This is a genomic window from Brevibacterium permense, from assembly GCF_013280495.1.
GTDB classification, from domain to species: Bacteria; Actinomycetota; Actinomycetes; order Actinomycetales; family Brevibacteriaceae; genus Brevibacterium; species Brevibacterium permense.
In genome coordinates this window covers 550,161-571,614 of record NZ_JABSSX010000001.1, presented here as the reverse complement: position 1 = coordinate 571,614, position 21,454 = coordinate 550,161, and the positions used below count along the sequence as shown (strand labels likewise).

At 64.4% G+C, this 21,454-nt stretch carries 20 protein-coding genes and 1 other RNA gene; 12 read left to right on the top strand and 9 right to left on the bottom strand.

What is annotated here, in order from left to right:
- The first annotated feature begins 91 nt into the window (after positions 1–91).
- Positions 92–262: a hypothetical protein gene (locus tag HK353_RS02665; RefSeq protein ID WP_173151956.1), complete on the top strand. Its 171-nt coding sequence runs from the start codon at positions 92–94 to the stop codon at positions 260–262.
- Between the two features lie 229 nt (positions 263–491).
- Here HK353_RS02665 and nrdF read toward each other — a convergent pair whose 3' ends face one another.
- The 4 genes from nrdF to nrdH all read right to left on the bottom strand — a co-directional run bounded on the left by nrdF (position 492) and on the right by nrdH (position 4,402).
- A complete protein-coding gene (gene nrdF / locus HK353_RS02660) occupies positions 492–1,463 on the bottom strand; it encodes a class 1b ribonucleoside-diphosphate reductase subunit beta (RefSeq protein ID WP_173151954.1) in 972 nt (323 codons plus the stop codon).
- A gap of 145 nt (positions 1,464–1,608) precedes the next feature.
- Positions 1,609–3,735, bottom strand: a complete 2,127-nt coding sequence (gene nrdE / locus HK353_RS02655) for a class 1b ribonucleoside-diphosphate reductase subunit alpha (protein WP_342589790.1) — start codon at positions 3,733–3,735, stop codon at positions 1,609–1,611.
- Positions 3,736–3,740: 5 nt separating this feature from the next.
- Positions 3,741–4,154 carry a class Ib ribonucleoside-diphosphate reductase assembly flavoprotein NrdI gene (gene nrdI / locus HK353_RS02650; RefSeq protein WP_173151951.1) on the bottom strand — a complete coding sequence of 138 codons (414 nt, stop codon included), beginning with the start codon at positions 4,152–4,154 and terminating at the stop codon, positions 3,741–3,743.
- Between the two features lie 2 nt (positions 4,155–4,156).
- Positions 4,157–4,402, bottom strand: a complete 246-nt coding sequence (gene nrdH, locus HK353_RS02645) for a glutaredoxin-like protein NrdH (protein ID WP_025778731.1) — start codon at positions 4,400–4,402, stop codon at positions 4,157–4,159.
- A gap of 702 nt (positions 4,403–5,104) precedes the next feature.
- Between nrdH and HK353_RS02640 the strand changes: the two genes are divergently transcribed.
- The 7 genes from HK353_RS02640 (at position 5,105) to HK353_RS02610 (ending at position 11,604) form a co-directional block, all read left to right on the top strand.
- On the top strand, positions 5,105–6,100 hold the full coding sequence (locus HK353_RS02640) for an AAA family ATPase (protein WP_139908556.1): 996 nt from the start codon (positions 5,105–5,107) through the stop codon (positions 6,098–6,100).
- Positions 6,101–6,112: 12 nt separating this feature from the next.
- The gene (locus HK353_RS02635; protein WP_173151949.1) at positions 6,113–6,997 is read left to right on the top strand and encodes a DUF58 domain-containing protein; all 885 of its coding nucleotides are present in this window, start codon (positions 6,113–6,115) and stop codon (positions 6,995–6,997) included.
- Positions 6,984–7,436, top strand: coding sequence for a hypothetical protein (locus HK353_RS02630; RefSeq protein ID WP_173151947.1), 453 nt, complete (start codon positions 6,984–6,986; stop codon positions 7,434–7,436). The genes HK353_RS02635 and HK353_RS02630 overlap by 14 nt, the downstream gene beginning before the upstream one ends.
- Positions 7,427–8,401, top strand: coding sequence for a vWA domain-containing protein (locus tag HK353_RS02625; protein WP_173151945.1), 975 nt, complete (start codon positions 7,427–7,429; stop codon positions 8,399–8,401). Before HK353_RS02630 ends, HK353_RS02625 begins: the two co-directional genes overlap by 10 nt.
- Positions 8,398–9,564 (top strand): vWA domain-containing protein, encoded by a 1,167-nt coding sequence (locus tag HK353_RS02620; protein ID WP_173151943.1) that lies wholly within the window; start codon positions 8,398–8,400, stop codon positions 9,562–9,564. Before HK353_RS02625 ends, HK353_RS02620 begins: the two co-directional genes overlap by 4 nt.
- Positions 9,561–10,346, top strand: coding sequence for a hypothetical protein (locus tag HK353_RS02615; protein ID WP_173151941.1), 786 nt, complete (start codon positions 9,561–9,563; stop codon positions 10,344–10,346). Before HK353_RS02620 ends, HK353_RS02615 begins: the two co-directional genes overlap by 4 nt.
- A gap of 70 nt (positions 10,347–10,416) precedes the next feature.
- Complete coding sequence (locus tag HK353_RS02610; RefSeq protein WP_173151939.1) at positions 10,417–11,604, top strand: histidinol-phosphate transaminase; 1,188 nt, start codon at positions 10,417–10,419, stop codon at positions 11,602–11,604.
- 54 nt (positions 11,605–11,658) lie between these two features.
- Here HK353_RS02610 and HK353_RS02605 read toward each other — a convergent pair whose 3' ends face one another.
- Positions 11,659–13,080, bottom strand: coding sequence for a PucR family transcriptional regulator (locus HK353_RS02605; protein WP_173151937.1), 1,422 nt, complete (start codon positions 13,078–13,080; stop codon positions 11,659–11,661).
- A 145-nt stretch (positions 13,081–13,225) separates the two neighbouring features.
- Here HK353_RS02605 and speB point away from each other — a divergent pair, with 145 nt between their 5' ends.
- From speB to HK353_RS02585, 4 genes are all read left to right on the top strand, one after another.
- Positions 13,226–14,236 carry an agmatinase gene (gene speB, locus HK353_RS02600; protein ID WP_173151936.1) on the top strand — a complete coding sequence of 337 codons (1,011 nt, stop codon included), beginning with the start codon at positions 13,226–13,228 and terminating at the stop codon, positions 14,234–14,236.
- Positions 14,237–15,940, top strand: a complete 1,704-nt coding sequence (locus tag HK353_RS02595; RefSeq protein ID WP_173151934.1) for a thiamine pyrophosphate-binding protein — start codon at positions 14,237–14,239, stop codon at positions 15,938–15,940.
- A gap of 24 nt (positions 15,941–15,964) precedes the next feature.
- Positions 15,965–17,527: a sodium:solute symporter family transporter gene (locus tag HK353_RS02590; RefSeq protein ID WP_173151932.1), complete on the top strand. Its 1,563-nt coding sequence runs from the start codon at positions 15,965–15,967 to the stop codon at positions 17,525–17,527.
- A gap of 286 nt (positions 17,528–17,813) precedes the next feature.
- Positions 17,814–19,490 (top strand): thiamine pyrophosphate-binding protein, encoded by a 1,677-nt coding sequence (locus tag HK353_RS02585; protein ID WP_173151930.1) that lies wholly within the window; start codon positions 17,814–17,816, stop codon positions 19,488–19,490.
- Here the strand turns inward: HK353_RS02585 and HK353_RS17385 are convergent.
- The 4 genes from HK353_RS17385 to ssrA all read right to left on the bottom strand — a co-directional run bounded on the left by HK353_RS17385 (position 19,471) and on the right by ssrA (position 21,409).
- Positions 19,471–19,794: a DUF418 domain-containing protein gene (locus HK353_RS17385; RefSeq protein WP_342589787.1), complete on the bottom strand. Its 324-nt coding sequence runs from the start codon at positions 19,792–19,794 to the stop codon at positions 19,471–19,473. The two genes, HK353_RS02585 and HK353_RS17385, sit on opposite strands and share 20 nt — an antisense overlap.
- 5 nt (positions 19,795–19,799) lie before the next feature.
- Entirely contained in the window at positions 19,800–20,549 is a 750-nt protein-coding gene (locus tag HK353_RS17380; protein ID WP_342589786.1) for an MFS transporter, read from the bottom strand.
- Positions 20,550–20,668: 119 nt separating this feature from the next.
- Positions 20,669–20,845: a hypothetical protein gene (locus HK353_RS02575; protein WP_173151928.1), complete on the bottom strand. Its 177-nt coding sequence runs from the start codon at positions 20,843–20,845 to the stop codon at positions 20,669–20,671.
- Between the two features lie 186 nt (positions 20,846–21,031).
- Positions 21,032–21,409, bottom strand: a transfer-messenger RNA (tmRNA) gene (gene ssrA, locus HK353_RS02570).
- Positions 21,410–21,454 lie beyond the last annotated feature (45 nt).

Genomic DNA, 21,454 nt, shown 5'->3' with positions numbered 1-21,454 from the left:
CCCCATGGCGACCACCCAATCGCCGTATTGAGAACCTGAAGAATAGCGCGCGTCGTTGCCTGCTATTCACAACTGAAGAAAGGAGGGAACCATGTCTGAGTTCCCACAGTGGGTCCAGCGCGGACTCGCACACGCAGGAATGATCGATCCCCGGATCAGCCGTCAGGCTGCTGGTGAGATCACGATCGAAGATGCGACCGGCCGTGTTGTGCTGTTCACCGGCACTTCACTGCGTGAGATCACGCCGATGGCCGCCGCCTGATACGAACCTCGGTCACCCTGATCTGCAGGGATCAGCACGGCCCAACCGGGTCGGCCTGATCCTCACTGATTGAGAAGACGCCCACTTGCTGCCGGGTTTTAAGCAGCGGGTGGGCGTCTGTCATTCACGGCCGCATCGAATACGGCTACACTCGCCTATGACAACGGCCAACGGCCCATCCGAGCGAGTGTGCTCGGATGGGCCGTTTCGGCATCTGTTGCGCGTGGACTCAGAAGTCCCAGTCGTCGTCTTCGGTGTTCTCGGCCTTGCCGATGACGTAGGACGATCCCGAACCGGAGAAGAAGTCGTGGTTCTCATCGCTGCCGGGCGAGAGAGCCGCGAGGATGGCCGGGTTGACCTGCGTGACCTCCTTGGGGAACATCGCTTCGTAACCGAGGTTCATCAGCGCCTTGTTGGCGTTGTAGTGGAGGAACATCTTGCAGTCCTCGGACAGTCCCACCGAATCGTAGAGGTCGTGGGTGTAGGCGACCTCGTTCTCGTAGAGCTCGAACATGAGGTTCATCGTGTAGTCCTTGAGCTCCTGCTTGCGCTCTTCGGACTGCGACTCCAGACCCTTCTGGTACTTGTAGCCGATGTAGTAGCCGTGCACGGCCTCATCGCGGATGATCAGACGGATGAGGTCAGCGGTGTTCGTCAGTTTGGCGTGTGCCGACCAGTACATGGGCAGGTAGAAGCCGGAGTAGAAGAGGAAGGACTCGAGCAGCGTCGAGGCGACCTTGCGCTTGAACGGATCGTCACCCCGGTAGTAGCTGAGGATGATATCCGCCTTGGACTGCAGGTACTTGTTCTCACGCGACCAGCGGAAGGCCTCGTCGATCTCCTTCGTCGAGCACAGGGTCGAGAAGATCGAAGAGTACGACTTCGCGTGCACGCTCTCCATGAACGCGATATTCGTCAGCACCGCCTCTTCGTGCGGGGTGACCGCATCCGGGATGAGCGAGATCGCACCGACGGTGCCCTGGATCGTGTCGAGCAGGGTCAGACCGGTGAAGACGCGCATCGTCAGCGTCTTCTCATCGTCGGTGAGAGTCGCCCAGGACTGGATGTCGTTGCTCAGCGGGACCTTCTCCGGCAGCCAGAAGTTGCCGGTCAGGCGGTCCCAGACCTCGTCATCGATCGGATCGACGACGCGGTTCCAGTTGATGGCATCGACATGCGATGCCAGAGTCAGATTCTCCAACGCTTTCTCTCTTCCCAAGGTGCTTTTCGTCGTAAGTACGTGCTGTCTGCGCGGCAAACGAAAGTCATGTGTGCGGGCCCAACCGGCGGTTTGGGGCCCGCACGAGGCCGGCGGACCGATTCACATCGGTCCGCCGATTCCATCATCAGAGCATGCAGGAGACGCAGCCATCGACTTCCGTGCCCTGCAGAGCGAGCTGCCGGAGCCGGATGTAGTAGATGGTCTTGATGCCCTTGCGCCAGGCGTAGATCTGCGCCTTGTTGATGTCTCGAGTGGTGGCGGTGTCCATGAAGAACAACGTCAGCGACAGCCCCTGGTCCACATGCTTCGTGGCCTCGGCATAAGTGTCGATGATCTTCTCGTAGCCGATCTCGTAGGCATCCTGGTAGTACTCGAGATTGTCGTTGTCCATGAAGGGAGCCGGGTAGTACACACGGCCGACCTTGCCCTCCTTGCGGATTTCGATCTTCGATGCCACCGGGTGGATCGACGAGGTCGAGTTGTTGATGTAGGAGATCGAACCGGTCGGCGGCACGGCCTGGAGGTTCTGGTTGTAAATGCCGTGCTCGGCCACTTGAGCCTTGAGCTCGCGCCAGTCGTCCTGGGTCGGGATGTGCACGCCTGCTTCGGAGAACAGCTCGGTCACACGAGCGGTGCGCGGCTGCCAGACCTCGTCGGTGTACTTGTCGAAGTATTCGCCGGTGGCGTACTTCGACCGCTCGAAGCCGGCGAAGGTCTCTCCGCGCTCCTTGGCGATCTCCATCGACGCCCGCACACAGTGGTAGGCGACGGTGTAGAAGTACATGTTCGTGAAGTCCAGACCCTCGTCGGAACCGTAGTAGATGTGCTCACGAGCAAGGTAGCCGTGGAGGTTCATCTGCCCCAGGCCGATGGCATGCGACATGTCGTTGCCGCGGGCGATCGAAGGCACGGACTGGATGTTCGAGGTCTCGGCGACCGCAGTGAGTCCGCGAATCGCGGTCTCGATGGTCTGCCCGAAGTTGCTCGAGTCCATCGTCAGAGCGATGTTGAGCGAACCGAGGTTGCAGGAGATGTCCTTGCCGACGACGTCGTAGCCGAGATCGTCGTCGTACTTGCTGGGTTCGGAGACCTGGAGGATCTCCGAGCACAGGTTGGACATGATGATCTTGCCGTCGATCGGGTTTGCCCTGTTGACGGTGTCCTCGAACATCACGTACGGGTAGCCGGACTCGAACTGGATCTCGGCCAGAGTCTGGAAGAACTCGCGGGCGTTGATCTTCTTCTTCTTGATCGCCGCGTTGTCGACGAGCTCGGTGTACTTCTCGGTGACGTTGATGTCGGAGAAGGGCACACCGTAGACGCGCTCGACGTCATAGGGGCTGAAGAGGTACATGTCCTCGTTGCGCTTGGCCAGTTCGAAGGTGATGTCCGGGATCACGACGCCCAGGGACAGGGTCTTGATCCGGATCTTCTCATCGGCGTTCTCGCGCTTGGTGTCGAGGAACTTGTAGATGTCGGGGTGGTGGGCGTGCAGGTACACGGCACCGGCACCTTGGCGGGCTCCGAGCTGGTTGGCGTAGGAGAACGAGTCCTCGAGCAGCTTCATGACGGGGATGACGCCCGAAGACTGGTTCTCGATCTTCTTGATCGGTGCACCGGACTCGCGGATGTTCGTCAGAGCGAAGGCCACGCCGCCGCCGCGCTTGGACAGCTGCAGAGCGGAGTTGATGGACCGGCCGATCGACTCCATATTGTCTTCGATGCGCAGCAGGAAGCAGGAGACGAGCTCACCGCGCTGCTTCTTGCCTGCGTTGAGGAACGTCGGGGTGGCCGGCTGGAAGCGGCCGGCGATGATCTCGTCGACGAGCTGGGTGGCCAGAGTCTCGTCTCCGCGAGCCAGGAACAGAGCGACCATGACGACGCGGTCCTCGAAGCGTTCGAGGTAGCGCTTTCCGTCGAACGTCTTCAGCGTGTAGGAGGTGTAGAACTTGAACGCGCCGAGGAAGGTCTGGAAGCGGAACTTCTGATCGTAGGCGCGGGTCGAGAGCTGCTCGATGAAATCGAACGAGTACTGCTCCAGAACCTCGGGCTCGTAGTAGTCTTTCTCGACGAGGTAGTCGAGCTTCTCCTTGAGATTGTGGAAGAAGACGGTGTTGTTGTTGACGTGCTGCAGGAAGTACTGCCGGGCAGCCTGCTTGTCACGCTCGAACTGGATCCTGCCGTCCTCGTCGTACAGGTTCAGCATCGCGTTGAGCGCGTGGTAATCCAGATCCGTCTCTTCGCGGATGATGTCCTCTACATTGCGGTCTTCAGCGAGCTCGCGCACAGTTTGTCCAATCCTAGGTTGACAACGTCGACATCTTCCTGAGTGCCCAGGAGTTCGACTCGATACATGAGGGGTACTTGACACTTTGCCGCGACCTTGAAGGCCGCGCGGCAGTAGTCGATGCCGAAGTTGGTGTTTCCAGCGCCGATGACACCGACCAGATGGCGCCGGTTCTCTTCGACATTGAGGAACTTGATGACTTGTTTGGGAACAGCCCCGCGATTGCGACCGGCCCCATAGGTGGGGGTGACGAGAACGAATGGCTCATCCACGCGCAGCGTCGGCTCCTTGGTCAACGTCGGCAACCGCACTGCCGGGTGACGCAGCTTCGCGACGAAGCGGTGCGTGTACTCGGAGTTGGCGGAGAAGTAGACCAGCAGCATTGTCAGGCCACGACGGACGCAGACTGTTCGCCGGTCAGGGTGGCGATCTTGTCCGGACGGAAGCCCGACCAGTGATCGTTGTCGGTGACGACGACGGGAGCCTGCATGTAGCCCATGGCCTTGACGACGTCGAGGGCGTTCTCGTCGACGCTGAGATCCACCGACTTGTACTTCAGGCCCTTGGCATCGAGAGCACGGTAGGTGGCGTTGCACTGGACGCAAGCTGGCTTGGTGTACACGGTGATCATGACGACTCCTTCATTCTGCTGTGCAGTTCGGCATTCTGATGGCTGTGACCGTGTCCCGTCAACTGCTCGATCATGATGAATATCACGAGGCGCAGGCTCAGGGGTGACCACTAGATGTTGTGTTCGGGTTAGACCTTACCCCTATATCCAGTGTTACACCAGTGTCATTTGCAGGTTCCACACCCTGTGTCATCACCGTCCACAATCGTCCACAGGCTGTGAACGACAATCATGTAGTTCGATCACCTGCGCGGACGCTGGAATCGGCGGCTTCAGGGCCGATTTTCGACCCGTTCTCCACCTCGGTTTTCCACCGTTTTCCACAGGAAAAATTTTTGCCTGTGGGCATGTCGCGGAGTCCACGACCGACGATTCCGAACTCCTTAGTGCGGCACCGATCACGTCGAGGCAGAGGCGATCATCACAGCACCTCCTCACATCCGTCCGTCGGTTCCATCGACGCTACAGCCCGGTCCTGACACGGGAAGGCCGCGCTGCGAATGGCAGGTGGCGGACGGACGCATGTCGTACATGGCACTCCTCTGTGTGTCAGCACTGCAACGTTCCCGGCTGTTGCGTGTCAGTGCCAGCCAATATGCTGGAGACCACAGAAACGCATCAGACGGCGTGGCTGAACGACCACAGTGACACCGAAAGACACGTGGCATCGATGCACCAGTGACACCGAGAGACTGAGGGACCATGACGGCAACGGCACCGGCGAACACGCAGGAGATCGCGCACGCACAGACGATCCTCAAGGCTCTGGAGTCCTACCTCGACCATTTCGTCGTCGGGCAGCAGCGCCTGCGCGAATCCCTGCTCATCGGACTCCTCTCCAGCGGTCACCTGCTGCTGGAGAGCGTGCCGGGGCTGGCGAAGACCACGGCGGCCGCGGCTCTGGCCAATGCCGTGGACGGAAAGTTCTCCCGCATCCAATGCACCCCCGATCTGCTGCCGGCCGACATCATCGGCTCGCAGATCTACAACGCACACGAGGGGTCGTTCAACACCGTGCTCGGTCCCGTGCATGCGAACATCGTCCTCCTCGATGAGATCAACCGGTCGTCGGCGAAGACCCAGTCGGCGATGCTCGAGGCCATGCAGGAGAAGCAGACGACGATCGGCGGCAAACGCTTCGAACTCCCCCGCCCCTTCCTGGTCATGGCCACGCAGAACCCGATCGAGCAGGAGGGCACCTACCAGCTGCCCGAAGCCCAGCTCGACCGATTCATGATCAAGGATCTGCTCACCCACCCGAACCCCGGCGAAGAGGTCGAGATCCTCTCCCGCCTCGACTCCGGGGTCTTCGACAAGGACTCGGTGCCCGATCCGGCCTGCTCTCTCGACGATGTCGTGACCATGCAGAGCTACGCCCGCACCGTCTACATCGACCCGGCCATCACCCGTTACCTCGTCGAACTCGTCCACGCGACCCGCAATACGACGAAGTACCTCGGCCGATTCGCCCCGTTCATCGAATACGGAGCCAGCCCACGTGCCTCCATCGCGTTCACGAACGCCGGCCGGGCGCTGGCGATGATCCGCGGCCGCAACTACGTCATCCCCGAAGACATCAAGGACCTCGCCCACCGAGTGCTGGCCCACCGCATCCAACTCAACTTCGAAGCCGCCGCCGAGAACATCACGAGCGCCCAGATCGTCGATGCCCTCCTCATGGCAGTGCCCACTCCCTGATCGGCTGCCGCGATGACTGTCCTGCTCAACCGAATCAAGGCGCGGATGACCATTCACGCCCATCGGCGGACCCGGCGCCTCCTCGACGGCGACTACTCCTCGGTCTTCCACGGCCACAGCCTCGACTTCGACGATCTGCGCGACTACATCCCCGGCGACGAGATCCGCGACATCGATTGGAAAGCCACCGCCAGGCACACAGAGCCCCTGGTCAAACGCTATGTCGCCCACCGTCGGCACATCCTCGGCCTCGTCGTCGACACCTCCCGGAACTTCGACGCCGTGACCTCCGCCGGCGCCGACAAACGCCACCTGGCCATTCTCATGGCCGGGATGGTCGGCTACCTCGCCGTCCGCCACGCCGACGACGTCATGCTCATCCACGGACATGCCGGTCACACCACCGCTTCCCCGCGGAAGGGCAGCGAGGCCCACCTCGAGCACCTCCTGCAGCAGATCCTCGCCGAGACCGGCAGCGACTCCCCCGGGTCGATCAACACCCAGCTGCAGTGGATCACCAGCCATATCAACCATCGGATGCTGCTGGTCGTCATCTCCGATCAGGCCCCGCTGGGACCGGACGCCGAAGCGACGATCCGGCGGCTGCGCGCCCAACATGAGATCCTGTGGATCACGATCACCGACGCGGACCTCGCAGGACTGCCGTCCGCCTCGGCGCCGTTCGACGTCGCCCGACCCGACCATGGACTGCCGACCTCGGTGATGACGAAACCCGAGGTCCGACAGGAATTCGCCCTCGCCGAGGCAGCCCGCCGTCAGCAGCGCATCGACCTTCTCGCAAAGCTGGGCATCGCCCACATCGAAATCGACCATCCGAAGTCGGCCCTCGGCCGACTGCACACTCTTCTGCTGAGGCACCGCCGTGGGCCCCGCTGAGCTCATCGGGCCCCTGGAGGTCTCACCGGCGTGGTACGTGGCAGCCTGCTTCGTCCTGCTGCTGGCGTGCGGAAACCTCTTCGCCCCTCTCTTCCGAGCCGCCGCCGGAGTCACCGCAGCGGACGGACCGCGCATCCCGATTCCCGTGCGCAGCACCTACCTCTCCCGAATCAGCGCCGTGGAGACGGGTCTGGCCGCAAAATCGGCGGACGTGCGCGAATCAGCACAGCAGCTGGCGACGATCGTGCGCGAATTCGCCCATGATGCCTGGGGCGTCAAAGCCGAGCACCTGACCTACCGCGATGCGGCAGTCGCCGGTCTCGACGACCTCGCGCAGTGCCTGCTCGGCCTCTACGAGGCGGAGTTCGCCGAAGCCGAGCCGGCCGGTCTGCAGCCTCAGATCGCCGAGGCCCGGAAGTTGGTGGCGCGATGGTCCTGATGTTCTGGTGGCTGGCGCTCATCCTGCTGGCCCTCGCTGCAGCCGCCGTCTTCTGGTTCCGCCGTCCGAAGTCGACGGAGTCCTCTTTGGCCGTGGCCCACAGCGGGCGGATGACGAGCCTGCCGAGTTTCCGCAGGGCCATGCGCAGACGGCTGGTGACGACGGTCGCCCTCCTCGGAGTCATCGTCCTCACCGGGCTGTCCGCACTGGCGGGAGTCGCACGTCCGGCTTGGGTGGAGACGGTCAACCCGGAGCGGAAGATGCGCGATGTCATGCTCTGCCTCGATGTGTCCGGGTCGATGCTCGGCTACGATGCCGATCTGCTCGAGTCCTACCAGGAGCTCGTCGACCGCTTCGACGGCGAACGCATCGGCCTGACCGTGTTCAATGCCACCGCGGTCTCCGCATTCCCGCTCACAGACGACTATGACATGGTCCAGAACTACCTCGCCGAGGCCGAGGAGGGGTTCCGCACCTGGGGCGCAGAGGGCACCGACTACTCGTGGTCGACCTCTCCGCCGAACATCGGCGGCTCCTCACTCATCGGAGACGGACTCGTCAGCTGCGTCGACAACTTCGACCGGCAGGACGAGGACCGGTCCCGGTCGATCATCTTCGCCACGGACAACATGCTCGCCGGTGAGCCGCTCTTCGAGCTCAACGAAGCCGCCGATATCGCCGTCGACGCGAAGGTCCGCGTCTACAGCCTCTCCCCTCCCTCGGTGTTGACGACCACTCAGACGAAGGAGCTGCGATCCGTGTCCGACCGCACCGGCGGCGTACAGTTCGACATGGGCTCGGCCTCGACGATCGACCGCATCGTCGAGGAGATCCAGAGCCAGGAAGCGGCGAACACCCCCGGCCGTTCGTACACGATCGTCCACGATATGCCGGTGGTTCCGCTCGCACTCGCCGTCTTCGGCCTCGCCGGGGTGTTCATACTGGCGTGGAGGACGAAATCATGATCTTCGATCCCGTCTTCACCTGGTTCGGCTGGGGCTTCATCGTCGTCGCCCTGCTCACTGTGTGCATCATCCCCGCCATTCGCGGCGACGGAGCACGCTGGAAGTGGTTCGCCCGCATGGGTGTCGTCGCCGTGCTCGCAATAGCACTGGCACGCCCCGGCATCCCCATCAAGTCCTCAACCGAGGAGTACGAGGCACGAGCCGATGTGTACTTCGTCGTCGACGTCACGACGTCGATGGCCGCCGAGGATTTCGACGGGGACGACACCCGCCTCGAGGGGGTCAAGAAAGACATGCTCGAACTCGCCGACGCCTTCCCCGGCACCCGGCTGAGCATCATCACCTTCGCTTCGACCGCAGCCACCGTGATGCCGCTGACGACCGATCACGCCGCCTTCGCCTCCGCCGTAGACGTCCTCGAACCCGAATCATCCATGAATTCCAGAGGCTCATCGATCACCGAGGCCGGTGAGGAGCTCGATAAGCGGATGACCTCGAACGATGAGGACCGTCCGGAGAACAAGAACGTCGTGTTCTACTTCGGCGACGGTGAGCAGACCGTATCGGAGAATCCGGAGTCGTGGTCGCCCTTCGCCTCCCGCATCGACAGCGGCGCCGTCTTCGGATACGGCACCGATCACGGCGGGAAGATGCGCGACCGCCAGCCTTTCGGCTACGGGTCCGGTGTCGGTGATCCCGGCAATGTGCCCGGCATCGGCGACCCCGATGACCCTGATGACGATCAGGCACCGCCCGAGTACATCCAGGACCGCAACGGCAATCCGGGGATCTCGAAGATCGACGAGGGCAACCTGCGCCAGATCGCCTCGGACCTCGGCGTCGACTACCACCACCGGGACGGAAACGGCGCGATCTCCAGCGTCTACACCGCCCCGAAATACGATCAGGCCCTGGTGAAGAAGGACGGCCGGGTCACCGTCGACGAATACTATTGGGTCCCGCTCATCCTCGTCTTCGCGTGGATCGCCGTGGAGCTCGTCTTCGGAGTCCGCGAATACCTTCGCCTCAAGGCGATCACCCCCAAGCGACCTCGCCGAGGCGGCCCACCCGGTCCCGGAGGTCCGCTTGGTCCCGGAGGCCCACCTGGTCCCAGCGGATCGGTTCCCTACCAGCCGGTGCCCTACCAGGGAGGTCCGCGATGAACCGCCTGAAGAATCTATGGTCACGGCTGCGTCGGATCACAAAGATCAACCTCATCCTCGGCACGATATTCGCCCTGGTCTTCGGCTATATCGCCATGGCCACATATTTCGGAACAGCCTCGCAGGTCAGATACACCTCGAATGACTTCCCCGGTGCGAAGAAGGCAGCGACGGCATTCCTCAAGGTCAGCCCGTTCCAACGCCATATCGGCTACTTCAATCGCGGCACTGCCGAGGCAGCCGTCGGCGACTACGACGCTGCCCAGGCCGATCTCGAAGCCGCCTTGGAGATCGCTCCGACCTCGGCCGAATGTGCCGTGCGGATCAACCTGTCCTTTGTCTATGAGAAGCAGGCAGATCAGATCGCCTCCCAGGACCCCGACCAGTCGCAGGAACTCTACGACCGTTCGCTGAAGACCCTCGAAGACGCACCCGAGGAATGTCAGCCGAAGAAGAGCGAAGAGAAGCAGAAGAGCAGCCAGGCGAAGGAACGCGTCGAGGACAAGAAGCAGGGCGAGAAAGCCAAGGGAGACGGCTCCGACGACAGCGAGTCCAAGGACGAGGATTCGCAGGAGAAGGACTCCGGCGACGAGAAATCCTCCGGGGATGAAAGCCAGGACCCCGGGGAAGATGAGGAGAAGCCGGGCGATTCCTCAGGCAAGTCCGAACGTGAGAAGAAGAGGGACGAGCTGGAGAAGCGCCGCGAGGACTCCGAACGACAGCAGCAACAGCAGGGGCCCGGCGGCGACGGGGGCCGGTCGACCCCGGAGAAACCCTGGTGATCCTCGTCGACGAGGTCTGACCCCTCCGGGGCGTGGTGGCAGCGCTGATCCGCTGTGACATCATGAGTCCATGAACGTCTCCGACCCCGATTCTTCAGATTCTGCGTCCACCTCGGCGCCCGGGACTTCGTCCTCGAGCGCATCCGGCTCCACCGCTTCGGCCTCCGCACCCTCGGCACCGTCACCGCGACTGCGGGCCGCCCTGGAGACCTTCCCGCCCTATGTTCCGGGCAAACCTCCCCGCCAGGTCGAGGGGCTCAAGTCGTTCAAGCTCTCCTCGAACGAGAACTTCTTGCCTCCCCTGCCGGCAGTCCTCGAGACCATGGTCGCTCACGCGACGAACCCCGCACTCTACCCCGACGACGCGGCACTGGCGCTGCGTCAGGGACTGGCAAACCGCCTCGGTGTCGGACTGGATCAGCTCGTCGTCACCACCGGTGCCAGCGAACTGCTCGTCGCGCTGACCCAGATCACCTCGGACGCCACCACCGAGGCGATCTATCCGTGGCCGTCGTTCGAGATGTATCCGCAGACCACCGGGCTCGTCGGATCCACCCGCCGCGAAGTGCCGCTGACGGCCGAGGGTCGCCACGACCTCGACGCAATGGCGGCGGCGATCACCGAGGACACCCGCCTCATCATCCTGTGCTCACCGAACAACCCGACCGGCCCGGTGCTGCGCGACGACGAGGTCCGCACCTTCCTCGACAAGGTGCCTGACCACGTCCTCGTCGCACTCGACGAAGCGTACTGGGAGTTCGCCACCGAACCCGGGCGAGCCGAGGGACTCGGTCTTGTCCGCGACTATCCGAATCTCGTTCTGCTCCGCACCTTCTCCAAGGCTCACGGACTCGCCGGGCTGCGTGTCGGCTACGCCGTCGCCCATCCGCGGATCATCGAAGGACTGCTCAAGGCCGTCATCCCCTTCGGCGTCACCGATCTCAGCCAGGCAGCCGCCCTCGAATCCCTCAAGCACTGGGACGAAGTGCTCGAGCGGGCCGGCGAGATCGCCCAGACCCGCGATGCTTTCGCCGCTGCACTGCGCGAACAGGGCTGGGAGGTGCCCGAAGCACAGGCGAACTATGTCTGGCTGCCGCTGGGTGAGAAATCTGATGCCTTCGAAGACGCCTGCGTCGAACAGGCCGTGGCGGTGCGCAACCTCGGGGCCGGTGTGCGCATCAGCATCGGGGAAGACGAAGCCCTCGCCCGAGTGCTTGAGATCGCCGAACGCTTCCACATCGAACACTTCGAGGACTGATCGGAGAGCACCGCCGCGCAGCACACCGTGCCGAGCGGTCGTTGAGAGGCGTGCCTAGAGTTCAGCGAGCTCGAGTGCCAACGACACCGCCTGCAGCGTTTCGGCGCGGGAGAGGTCGCGACCGAGCAGCTTCTCGATCTTCGCCAACCGCGCCCGCACCGTATGTCGGTGGACTCCCAACTCGGCGGCAATGCGCTCGCGTGCCCCGGACGCGGCGATGAAGGCCCGGAGGGTCTCCAACAGCTCCTGACCGCCGCGAGCCCGAACGAGTTCGCCGAGAACCCGATCGACGAATCGGCCGGCAGCCTCCTCATCGACCGCCGACAGCAGCGCCCTGACCTCGGAGGCCTCTGACTCGTGCTGGGTCCGCCACAGCATCCACGTGTGATGGAGCTGACCCAACGGCAGCCTCTTCTCCGCAAGCACGTCCAGGCCGGTGACCTCGGCGGCCCTCGTGACCAGCTCATCGAGTCCGCGTTCCTGCGCCCCGACCACCCCGAGCAGCGAACCGGTGCGAGTGAGCAGGCTCGGACCGACGATATCGGCGATGAGTCGTTCGGCGGAGTCCCCACGGACACCGCCGAAGATCCGCATCCCCACCGTCGCCACCGGTGCCAACCCCGTCACCCGAGTCCACTCCCCACGTGCCTCGTCGCCGCTGAGATCGGCGTCGAAGAGCAGCGCGCGACCGGAGGGAACGGGCAGATCCGCCGACGACATCGCCAACAGCGCCGAGGCGGTCGACAGCAGCAGGGCACGCGTCTTCGGAGATCCGGCCGCCTCGGCGGGGGTGAGGATCCACCCGAGTGGATGATCACCTCCGATCGGAACGGCCTCGACGATCCGCGAACCGGTGCGGATGAGGCGAGGCCCCGTCGTCGGCTTCAATGACTCCTCGATGAGTGCCGAACGCACGTCTTCCTCGGCGTCGTCCCCGCTCAACGCCCTGCCGGTCGGCGAGACGAACCGGACCGGAGCCTCCAGCGTCTCTGCCAGGTCGGCCACAAGCGCCGCAGGCCCCTCCCCGGCCAATGCGGTTGCGAAACGGCGGGCGGCGCTGCTCGCCCGGGTCAGCTCCCGGTTGGTCTCGGCCTCACGCATGCGGGTGAAGGCATCGACGACGGCGACGAACGGAACCGGCTCAGGCACGCCGAACAGCGCCAGCCCAGCCTCCTGCGCGGCGGCGACGAGCTTCGGCGGAACCTGCTGCCACGGCAGGTCGGAGCCCAGCCCGATGCCGAGCGCGTGCACGCCGACAGCCTTGAGGCGGCGCACATAGTCCCCGACCGTGTCCCCGCCGAGGTCCTGACCGACCCCGATCGTCAGCAGCACCTCACCGCCGGCAAGCCATTCGTCAACCTCCGGCAGCTCCGAGGAGTGCACGATCGTGACGTTCTGCTCCGCTGCGGTGGGCGAATCGACGATGACTTCGAGCGCGAGTTCTGCGCGGGACCAGATCTGCTCCAAGGTGACCATGCACCTGATCCTATCCATCCTGGACAGCAGTGGTTTCAATTGCTCCCTACTGGATATCTGTGTTGTGCGACCCACGTCCTAGGCTGAGGGCATCACCTCCGGCCCGCTCGGGTCGGGTCAGCCGCTACGACGAAGGAGCAAGCCAGTGACGTCTCAGCCGCTCGGCCCAGCCGACTACAGCAAGACACCCCGCTACGCAGGACCCCCGACGTTCGGACTGCTGCCGCGCATCGACGAAGTCGAAGCCGAGCGTCCCGGCGAGAAGATCGACGTCAAGGTCATCGGCATTCCCTTCGACGCCGGCGTCAGCTACCGTCCCGGCGCCCGCTTCGGGCCCGCTCACATCCGCCAGTCCTCGAAGCTGCTGCGCCCCTACAACCAGGCCACGAACGTCCACCCGTTCACCTGGCAGCAGGTCGCCGACTGTGGTGACCTCGGCATCAATCCCTTCGACATCGAAGAGGCCATCACCACCGTCGAGTCCAACGCCGACGCCATGCGCGCCGACGGGGCCAAGCTGCTCACCCTCGGCGGGGATCACACCCTGGCCCTGCCGAACCTGCGCTCCCTGCACAAGACGCACGGCAAGATCGCCGTCCTCCACTTCGATGCGCACCTGGACACCTGGGACACCTACTTCGGTGCGCCCTACACGCACGGTACTCCCTTCCGTCGCGCCAGCGAAGAGGGCCTCATCGATATGACTGCCTCGATGCACATCGGCATCCGCGGTCCCCTCTACGGGAAGAAGGACCTCGAGGACGATGAGGTGCTCGGCTTCCAGATCATCCGCAGCGACGAATACCAGTTCACCTCCGTCCAGGACGTCGTCGCCCGGATGCGGGGTCGCCTCGGCGACGCTCCGGTCTACCTGTCCGTCGACATCGACGTCCTCGATCCGGCCGCCGCACCTGGCACCGGCACCCCCGAGGCGGGTGGAATGACCAGCCGTGAGCTGCTCAACTCGATCCGCGGGCTCCAGGGACTCAATGTCGTCGGCGCCGAGATCGTCGAAGTCGCCCCCGCCTACGACCATGCCGAAGTCACCGGACTCGCCGCCGCTCACGTCGGCTACGAGGTCCTGTCCCTCTGGGCGGCGGAGAACAACGGAGTCACTGCTCCCTCCGGCCCGTCCGGCAGTGCCCTGGGTATCTGAATGAGTGCCGAAACGAATGTCCGCAACGGCGGTCGTGCAGTGGTGGCGACCCTCGCCGCCCACGGTGTCGATACGACCTTCGGCATCCCCGGCACCCATAATCTCGAGTTCTATCGGCACCTGCCGGAGTTCGGGATCCGCGCCGTGACTCCCCGCCACGAGCAGGGAGCAGGCTACGGTGCCGACGGGTACTTCCTCGTCTCCGGCAAACCCGGGGTCGTCATCACGACCTCGGGGCCGGGGCTGACGAACGTCATCACCGCCGCCGCGACCGCCTATGCCGAGTCCCGACCGATGCTCATCCTCTCCCCCGGTGTGCCCACCGGGTTCGAGCGCGCCGACGTCGGCATGCTGCACGAGACGAAGGACTCCTCCGGTGCGGTGGGCCACCTCCTCGTGTCCTCCCAGCGCACCCGCACCGCAGAAGGTGCAGCGCAGGCCGTCGCCGAGGCGTTCGCCATGTTCGACTCGGCCCGTCCCGGGCCCGTGCACATCGAGGTTCCCCTCGACGTTCTCGAGGGAGCCTGGAACGGCAGCGTTCCGGTCCCGTTCGCGGGACGTCGCCCCGGACTCGATGACCATGTCGTGGCCCGCGCCGCCGAGGCGATCGGTTCGGCGAAGCGTCCGATGGTCGTCGCCGGCGGCGGTGCCAGAAGAGCCCACGCCGAGGTGGCCCGTCTCATCGAGGCCCTCGACGCTCCCCTGGCGACGACGGCCAACGGCAAGGGCATCGTGTCCGAAACGCATCCGCTGTCGCTGGGCTCGAACGTGCGCTTCCCCAGCGTGCAGGCCGAGTCCGGGGCCGCCGATGTGCTCATCGTGCTCGGCTCCGAATTGGCCGACTCCGACCTGTGGGGCGGGGTCATCGGTGCGCAGAGACGCATCGGTGTGCGTGATGAGTCTGCCGGGCAGACCGTCATCCGCTGCGATATCGACCCCGACCAGCTGAACAAGAACCTGCCCGGGGACATCCTCGCCTGCGCGGACACCGGCGAGTTCCTCATCGCGCTCATGAGCGCGCTCGGAATCGGAGACGACGGCGCCGCCTCGGCGAACGATGACGGAACGGAATCGTCCGAACGACACGGATCGGCCGCCTCAGCGAAGGAATCAGGGGCCGATCGGGTCGCCCGGATCCGGGAGACCTGGGCCACCGATTTCGACTTCGATGCGATCGGTGCCCGGGTCACCCGGCTCGTCGAAGAGGGAGCGGGATCGACCGTCGTCATCTCCGGTGACTCCTCGCAGGTCACCTACGACGGCACGGTGCACGCACTGACAGCGAGCACGCCCGATCAGCTGCTCTACATGCCCGGATTCGCCACCCTGGGTTACGGCATTCCCGCCGCCCTCGGAGCGAAGGTCGCCGATCCTGCGCGACCGGTCGTGTGCATCCTCGGCGATGGTGCAGCTATGTTCTCCATCCAGGAACTCATGACCGCTGCCGAGCTGGGGCTGGGCATCCCCTTCGTCATCGTCGACAACGGCGGATATGCGGAGATCGAGGGTCAGATGGTCGACCGCGACATCGAACCCTTCGCCGTCAGGCTCGCCCGTCCGGACTTCGCGAAACTCGGCGAATCCATGGGCGGGGCCGGGGTGACGATCGCCGAGGCGGACATCGATTCGGCTCTGCCGCGGGCCATCGCCGAGGCGCTCGATCGCACCGTGCCCACCGCCATCCACATCACCGTCGGTCACTGAGCCGATCCAACAGAAAGGGCCGCTGTGGACTCTTTGGTAGTCATCATCTATCTCGCCGCCATGGTGGGATTCGGAGTCTGGGGCCGCTTCAAGGCCCATAACCAGGAGGACTTCCTGGTCGCAGGGCGCCGCCTCGGCGGACTGCTGTACACCGGCACGATGTCGGCCGTCGTCCTCGGCGGCGCGTCGACGATCGGCGGTGTCGGCCTCGGCTACACGTCCGGGCTGTCGGGAATGTGGCTCGTGTTCGCGATCGGCTTGGGCATCATCGCGCTCTCGCTGTTCTTCGCTCCGAAGATTCAGAAGCTCGAGATCTACACGGTCTCGCAGATGCTCGAACTCCGCTACGGCAAGGGCTCCCGTTTCGTCTCCGGAGCCATCATGACCGCCTACGGTCTGATGATCTCGACGACGTCGACGGTTGCCTACGCCACGGTCTTCCATGCCCTGTTCGATCTCAACAAGGTGTGGTCGGTGCTCATCGGCGGCGGCATCGTCATCCTCTATTCGATGCTCGGCGGCATGTGGTCGATCACGCTGACGGATTTCGTGCAGTTCTTCATTCAGACGATCGGCATCTTCCTCATCATGCTGCCCCTCGTGCTCTCGAAGTCCGGAGGCATCTCCGAGCTGTTCTCCTCGCTGCCGGACACGCACACCTCTCCGGTGGGCATCGGCTGGGAGGCGATCCTCGGCTACATCCTCATCTACACCCTCGGTCTGCTCATCGGCCAGGACATCTGGCAGCGCGTGTTCACCGCCCGCAGCCCGGGTGTGGCCAGGTGGGGCGGCTTCTCCGCAGGTGTCTACTGCCTGCTCTACGCTGTCGCCGGTGCACTCATCGGCATGGCCGCGACGAAGATCGTGCCCGGCATCGAGGTCCAGGACGATGTGTTCGTCGCCGTCGTCGATGCTTCGATGTCTCCGGTGCTCGCCGGAATAGTGCTCGCTGCGGCCCTGGCCGCGATGATGTCTACGGCCTCGGGTTCGCTCATGGCCGCCTCGACCGTCTGTCGTCAGGACATCGTCGAACCGATCCTCGCCCGCAAGGACATCGTTCCTGAAGGCGGCGTCGGTGCGGGAGCCGGTGCGAAGGATACGGCGACGGATGGTGCGGACGCCTCGGTGAGTGCGTCCGGCATTTCCGGCTCGGAATCCGGTTCTCACTCGGGTTCCGGCGCGAAGTCGACGCTCGTGCGGTCGCTGGTCCGCGAGACCGGAGATGAGGTGCGCGACTCGCGCATCTACCTGATCGTGCTCGGTGTCGTCACGCTGGTGCTCGCGATGATCATGCCCAGCGTCGTCGAGGCGCTGACCGTGGCCTACAACCTGCTGGTGGCCGGTCTGTTCATCCCGATCCTCGGCGGTCTCGTGTTCAAACGCGGAACGATCATCGGGGTCATGGCCGGCATGATCCTCGGTGCCGTGACCACCATCGTCGTGATGATCGTGGCGGGCATCTACGCCAACGAGGCCATCTACCTCGGTCTCATCGCCTCGCTGGTCGGCTACCTCGTCGGGTCCTTCGCGTCGAAGCCGACCTCGCCCGAGGTCATGGCGGCGTGGAAGGAACGCATCACCCGTTAATTGCTACCTGACGGCGGCCCAGCAACCTCGCGCGAGGTTGCTGGGCCGCCGTCAGGTAGTTTTGGTGGGTGGGGTCTGGGTGGGAGGCCCCCGACTTGGTGGCCAGGGCCACAGTCACTTATATTCGGAGAGTCAGGCTGAGCCGCCCGCGGCAGCCCCCGGAAATTGGTGCCCAGGGCGAGCGGCACATCAGCCGGTGCTCGAAAAAGGAGCACGAAGCCGCAAACCGCGCGTGTGAGACATATATGGATCCCTCATTCCATATCTCATTCGCGAAAGGCCTGCCATGGCTCATACCTCCGCGCACGTCGCGCACACCCTTGCCGCCCACATCGACGAGGTCTTCGGCCTCATGGGCAACGGCAATGCCTACTTCCTCGACGCCCTGCTGCGTGACACCTCGGCAACCTACACCGCCGTCCGCCACGAGGCCGGCGCCGTCGTCGCCGCCGACGCTCACTTCCGCACCTCCGGGCGGATCGCCGCGGCCACCACCACGTATGGTGCCGGGTTCACGAATACGCTCACCGCCCTCGCCGAGGCGGCACAAGCCAGGGTTCCCCTCGTCCTCGTAGTCGGGGATGAGCCCACATCCGGGCCCCGACCATGGGACGTGGACCAGATCGCCATGGCCTCCGCCGTGGGTGTGCGCACCTACACCGTCGGTCGGGTCGATGCCGCCGCAGCCACCGTGACCGCGATCGAGCATGCGCTGACCTATCGAATGCCCGTCGTCCTGGCCATTCCCTACGATGTCGCGACTCTGGACCTCGGTGAGATCCCGGTTGTCCCCGGTCCCAGTCGTCCCTCGCCGATGGCACCGACCGGTGAATTCGCACATGCGGCTCTTGATCGCCTTGCTGCAGATCTGGCTGGAGCGAAACGTCCCCTGCTGCTCGCGGGCCGCGGAGCCTGGTTGGCCGGAGCCGAGCCCGAACTCGGTGAACTCGTGGACATCACGGGAGCGCTCACCGTGACGACCGCGCTGGGACGCAACATCTTCCCGGCGGCCGAACACGACTTGGGAGTCGCCGGCGGATTCGGTGCCCCGGCCGCGATGGAGCGCGTCCGCGAGGCCGATGTGGCCGTGGTCTTCGGAGCCTCGCTCAATCAGTTCACGATGCGTTTCGGAGACCTCTTCCATCCCTCGACGACGGTATGGCAGATCGACACCGACGGCCGCGCCACGAACGCCCGCGTCGGAGGCTTCATCCGCGCCGATGCGAAACTCGCCGCCGCCGAACTCATCGCGCGCCTGGCGGCGACCGGCGCCGGCAGTGCTGGGAGTTCGGGCAGTGCCGACGCACGCTGGCACGATTCCGTCGACACCGCTGCCGACCGTGCCTACGTCGTAGGGTCGGAGCTCGCCGAGGATGGTCGGCTCGATCCGCTTACAGCAGCGAACCACCTCGGCGAGGCTCTGCCCGAGGATCGGGTCGTCGTCTCCGACGGCGGACATTTCATCGCTTGGGCGAACATGTTCTGGGAGCCCAGCGCCCCCGACCGACTGGCGATGGTCGGCACTGCCTTCCAGTCGATCGGGCTCGGCTGGCACAGTGTCGCCGGGGCCGCCCGCGCTAACCCGGACTCGACGATCGTGCTGACCACCGGTGACGGCGGCGGCGCCATGGCACTGTCCGACCTCGACACCGCGATCCGGGTGGCCGGCGGTCGCGGTATGGCTGTGGTCTTCAATGACGCGGCCTACGGTGCCGAGGTCAACCTGTATGGGCTTAAGGGGTTGGAGAAGTCGCCCATGCTCATCGACGAGATCGATTTCGCGGCCCTCGCCACCGCAGCTGGCGGGCACGGGGTCGCCGTCCGCACCTTGGCCGATCTCGCAGTCGTCGAGCAGTGGCAGTCCCGCCCCGTCGACGAACGGCCCTTCCTGCTCCTCGACCTGCGGATCTCCGGTGAGATCGTCGCGCCGTACCAAGAAGAGGTCATTCGCGTGAACTCGTGAAGGCGCCAGGCCGGTTGCACAGCTGGTGGCGGCCCGGGTTCAGACGCTGGTCTTGCTGTGCCGACCGGCCCCAGGTGACGAGGCGCCACAGCTTCTCCAGCGGGCCCTGTCCGAAACGGCGCAGCCACAGAGTTGAGACGACGACCTGGACGATGATGATCGCGGCACAGAGGACGAGTCCGGCGACGTATCCGCCGTGGTCGTCGAACCGGGCGAGGTCGGGCACTGCCAGCCGAACGGCGACAAAGATGACGGTAGCGCCGACGTAGTTGCTCAGCGCCATCCGACCCAGCGGTGCGAACACGGACTTCAGGACCGCCTCGGCGGGGGTGCGCAGGAGCAGCAGGATAGCGACGATACAGAGGTCAGGGCCATGCACAGGCCCAGGCCGGCATTGATCCACTGGTTGATCTGACGGGTCGTGTAGTCCGTCACCGAGAAGCCGACGATCTCCACGATCAGTGCGATCCCACCGGCGATCGCGACTCGTCCCGGGCGGTTGAGGACGGAACGGAGGAAGTCGCTGCCGCCGATGGCGAAGCCGAGCAGAAAGAGTCCCGGAATGACGGCCATTCCGCCTCCGGTGGCCACTCCGGCGATGAGCAGAGCGACCCCGAGAACCGTAGCGATGACGTTCCGCCACCGGTCGGCGATCCACGCGGCCGGCAGCAGGAAGACGATCCCGGCGAGCGCATATGGAAGCAGCGCCTCGCCGGGTTGGAGGAGCTGATGGAGGCCACCGAGGATGCCGAGGAAGGCGAACCGGCGCAGCAGAGCCAGGCGTGGTCGGTGGCTGCGGTCCCGGGCGGACCTGGCCTGGCGGGTAGTCGAAGGTGATGAAGCGGGTGATCCGGTCGGCGTGGACGTCGACGAGGTGGTGGACGAGGACCTGATCCTTGTTCGTTCCCTTCGCTGGGTCGAGATCGACGTAGCTGAGGTCTGCGGTGTGCTGTGCAGCGTAGAGGAGGTAGGGGCGACCGTGGACGTCGATCGTGTCGGGTGTGATCGCGCAGCCGTCCAGGTGGTCGGCGACGTCGGCTTCGAGTGCGCCTTTCGCACGCTTCTCAGCCACGATGAGTCCGCCGATGAGGGCGATGACGATGGTTCCGAAGGCGATGAGTGCCTTCTTCATGATTGTGGTGCCCAGACGACGGTATGGCGGTCGTCGCCGTGGCAGGTCAGTTGTCTGCGGACCGCGCCGGGCGGTTGGCCGTCGTCCAGACTCTGACAAAGAGGCCGAGGATGAGCAGCCACCCCGAGACCGCGAGAACGGCGCAGACAACGGCAAGGAGCAGGTAGCCGATCAGCGGCGGATAGAACATCGGTGCCGGTCCCCTCTCTGAACTCGGATCCACCGTATCTCATCGGGGCTGAACTCAGCCGCTCTCCAAGGGACAGGTGTGAACGGTCCTGTCCGGCCGCCTCGGCGATGGTGTTCGCTCTATTCGACGCTTCGTCGACTTCGACGGGTCAAAGTGTCAGTTCTGGGGATCTCCGGACAGCGAAAAGCCCCGGATCCTTGCGGCATCCGGGGCTTAGACACGTGGAGATGGCGGGAATCGAACCCGCGTCCGTCGGCAGATTGTCAGGACTTCTCCGGGCGCAGTTCGTGAACTAGTGTCTTAGGTTCTGGCTATCGCACGAACACGTAAGCCAACGAACGGAGTTGAGTGAAAGTCCCTCAGGCACCCCCAACATGTGCCTGAAGCAGTGGCCTCTTAAACGACGCCAGGATCTAGAGCAGAGGCAACTCTAGGCTGACGGATTCGCAGCTCGCGCTCTATCAGGCAGCGAGGGCGAAATCGGTGCGGTTGTTAGACTTAGCACCTATTGTTTTGCAGAGGACATTAACGAGATGACTCTGCATTCTCGGCCCGCTTCTCCCGACGCAGTGTCCGACGTCGAAACCGATCATCCCCATATTCTGTTACCAAAACTGATCAGGTGTTTCATCCGCCGAGGCG

What these genes read in the sequence shown, in the direction of transcription:
- HK353_RS02665 (WP_173151956.1), top strand. Translation starts at nt 92, where the DNA reads ATGTCTGAGTTCCCACAGTGGGTCCAGCGCGGACTCGCACACGCAGGA.
- nrdI (WP_173151951.1), bottom strand. Translation starts at nt 4,154, where the DNA reads ATGCTGCTGGTCTACTTCTCCGCCAACTCCGAGTACACGCACCGCTTC.
- nrdH (WP_025778731.1), bottom strand. Translation starts at nt 4,402, where the DNA reads ATGATCACCGTGTACACCAAGCCAGCTTGCGTCCAGTGCAACGCCACC.
- HK353_RS02640 (WP_139908556.1), top strand. Translation starts at nt 5,105, where the DNA reads ATGACGGCAACGGCACCGGCGAACACGCAGGAGATCGCGCACGCACAG.
- HK353_RS02635 (WP_173151949.1), top strand. Translation starts at nt 6,113, where the DNA reads ATGACTGTCCTGCTCAACCGAATCAAGGCGCGGATGACCATTCACGCC.
- HK353_RS02625 (WP_173151945.1), top strand. Translation starts at nt 7,427, where the DNA reads ATGGTCCTGATGTTCTGGTGGCTGGCGCTCATCCTGCTGGCCCTCGCT.
- HK353_RS02620 (WP_173151943.1), top strand. Translation starts at nt 8,398, where the DNA reads ATGATCTTCGATCCCGTCTTCACCTGGTTCGGCTGGGGCTTCATCGTC.
- HK353_RS02615 (WP_173151941.1), top strand. Translation starts at nt 9,561, where the DNA reads ATGAACCGCCTGAAGAATCTATGGTCACGGCTGCGTCGGATCACAAAG.
- HK353_RS02610 (WP_173151939.1), top strand. Translation starts at nt 10,417, where the DNA reads ATGAACGTCTCCGACCCCGATTCTTCAGATTCTGCGTCCACCTCGGCG.
- HK353_RS02605 (WP_173151937.1), bottom strand. Translation starts at nt 13,080, where the DNA reads ATGGTCACCTTGGAGCAGATCTGGTCCCGCGCAGAACTCGCGCTCGAA.
- HK353_RS02595 (WP_173151934.1), top strand. Translation starts at nt 14,237, where the DNA reads ATGAGTGCCGAAACGAATGTCCGCAACGGCGGTCGTGCAGTGGTGGCG.
- HK353_RS02585 (WP_173151930.1), top strand. Translation starts at nt 17,814, where the DNA reads ATGGCTCATACCTCCGCGCACGTCGCGCACACCCTTGCCGCCCACATC.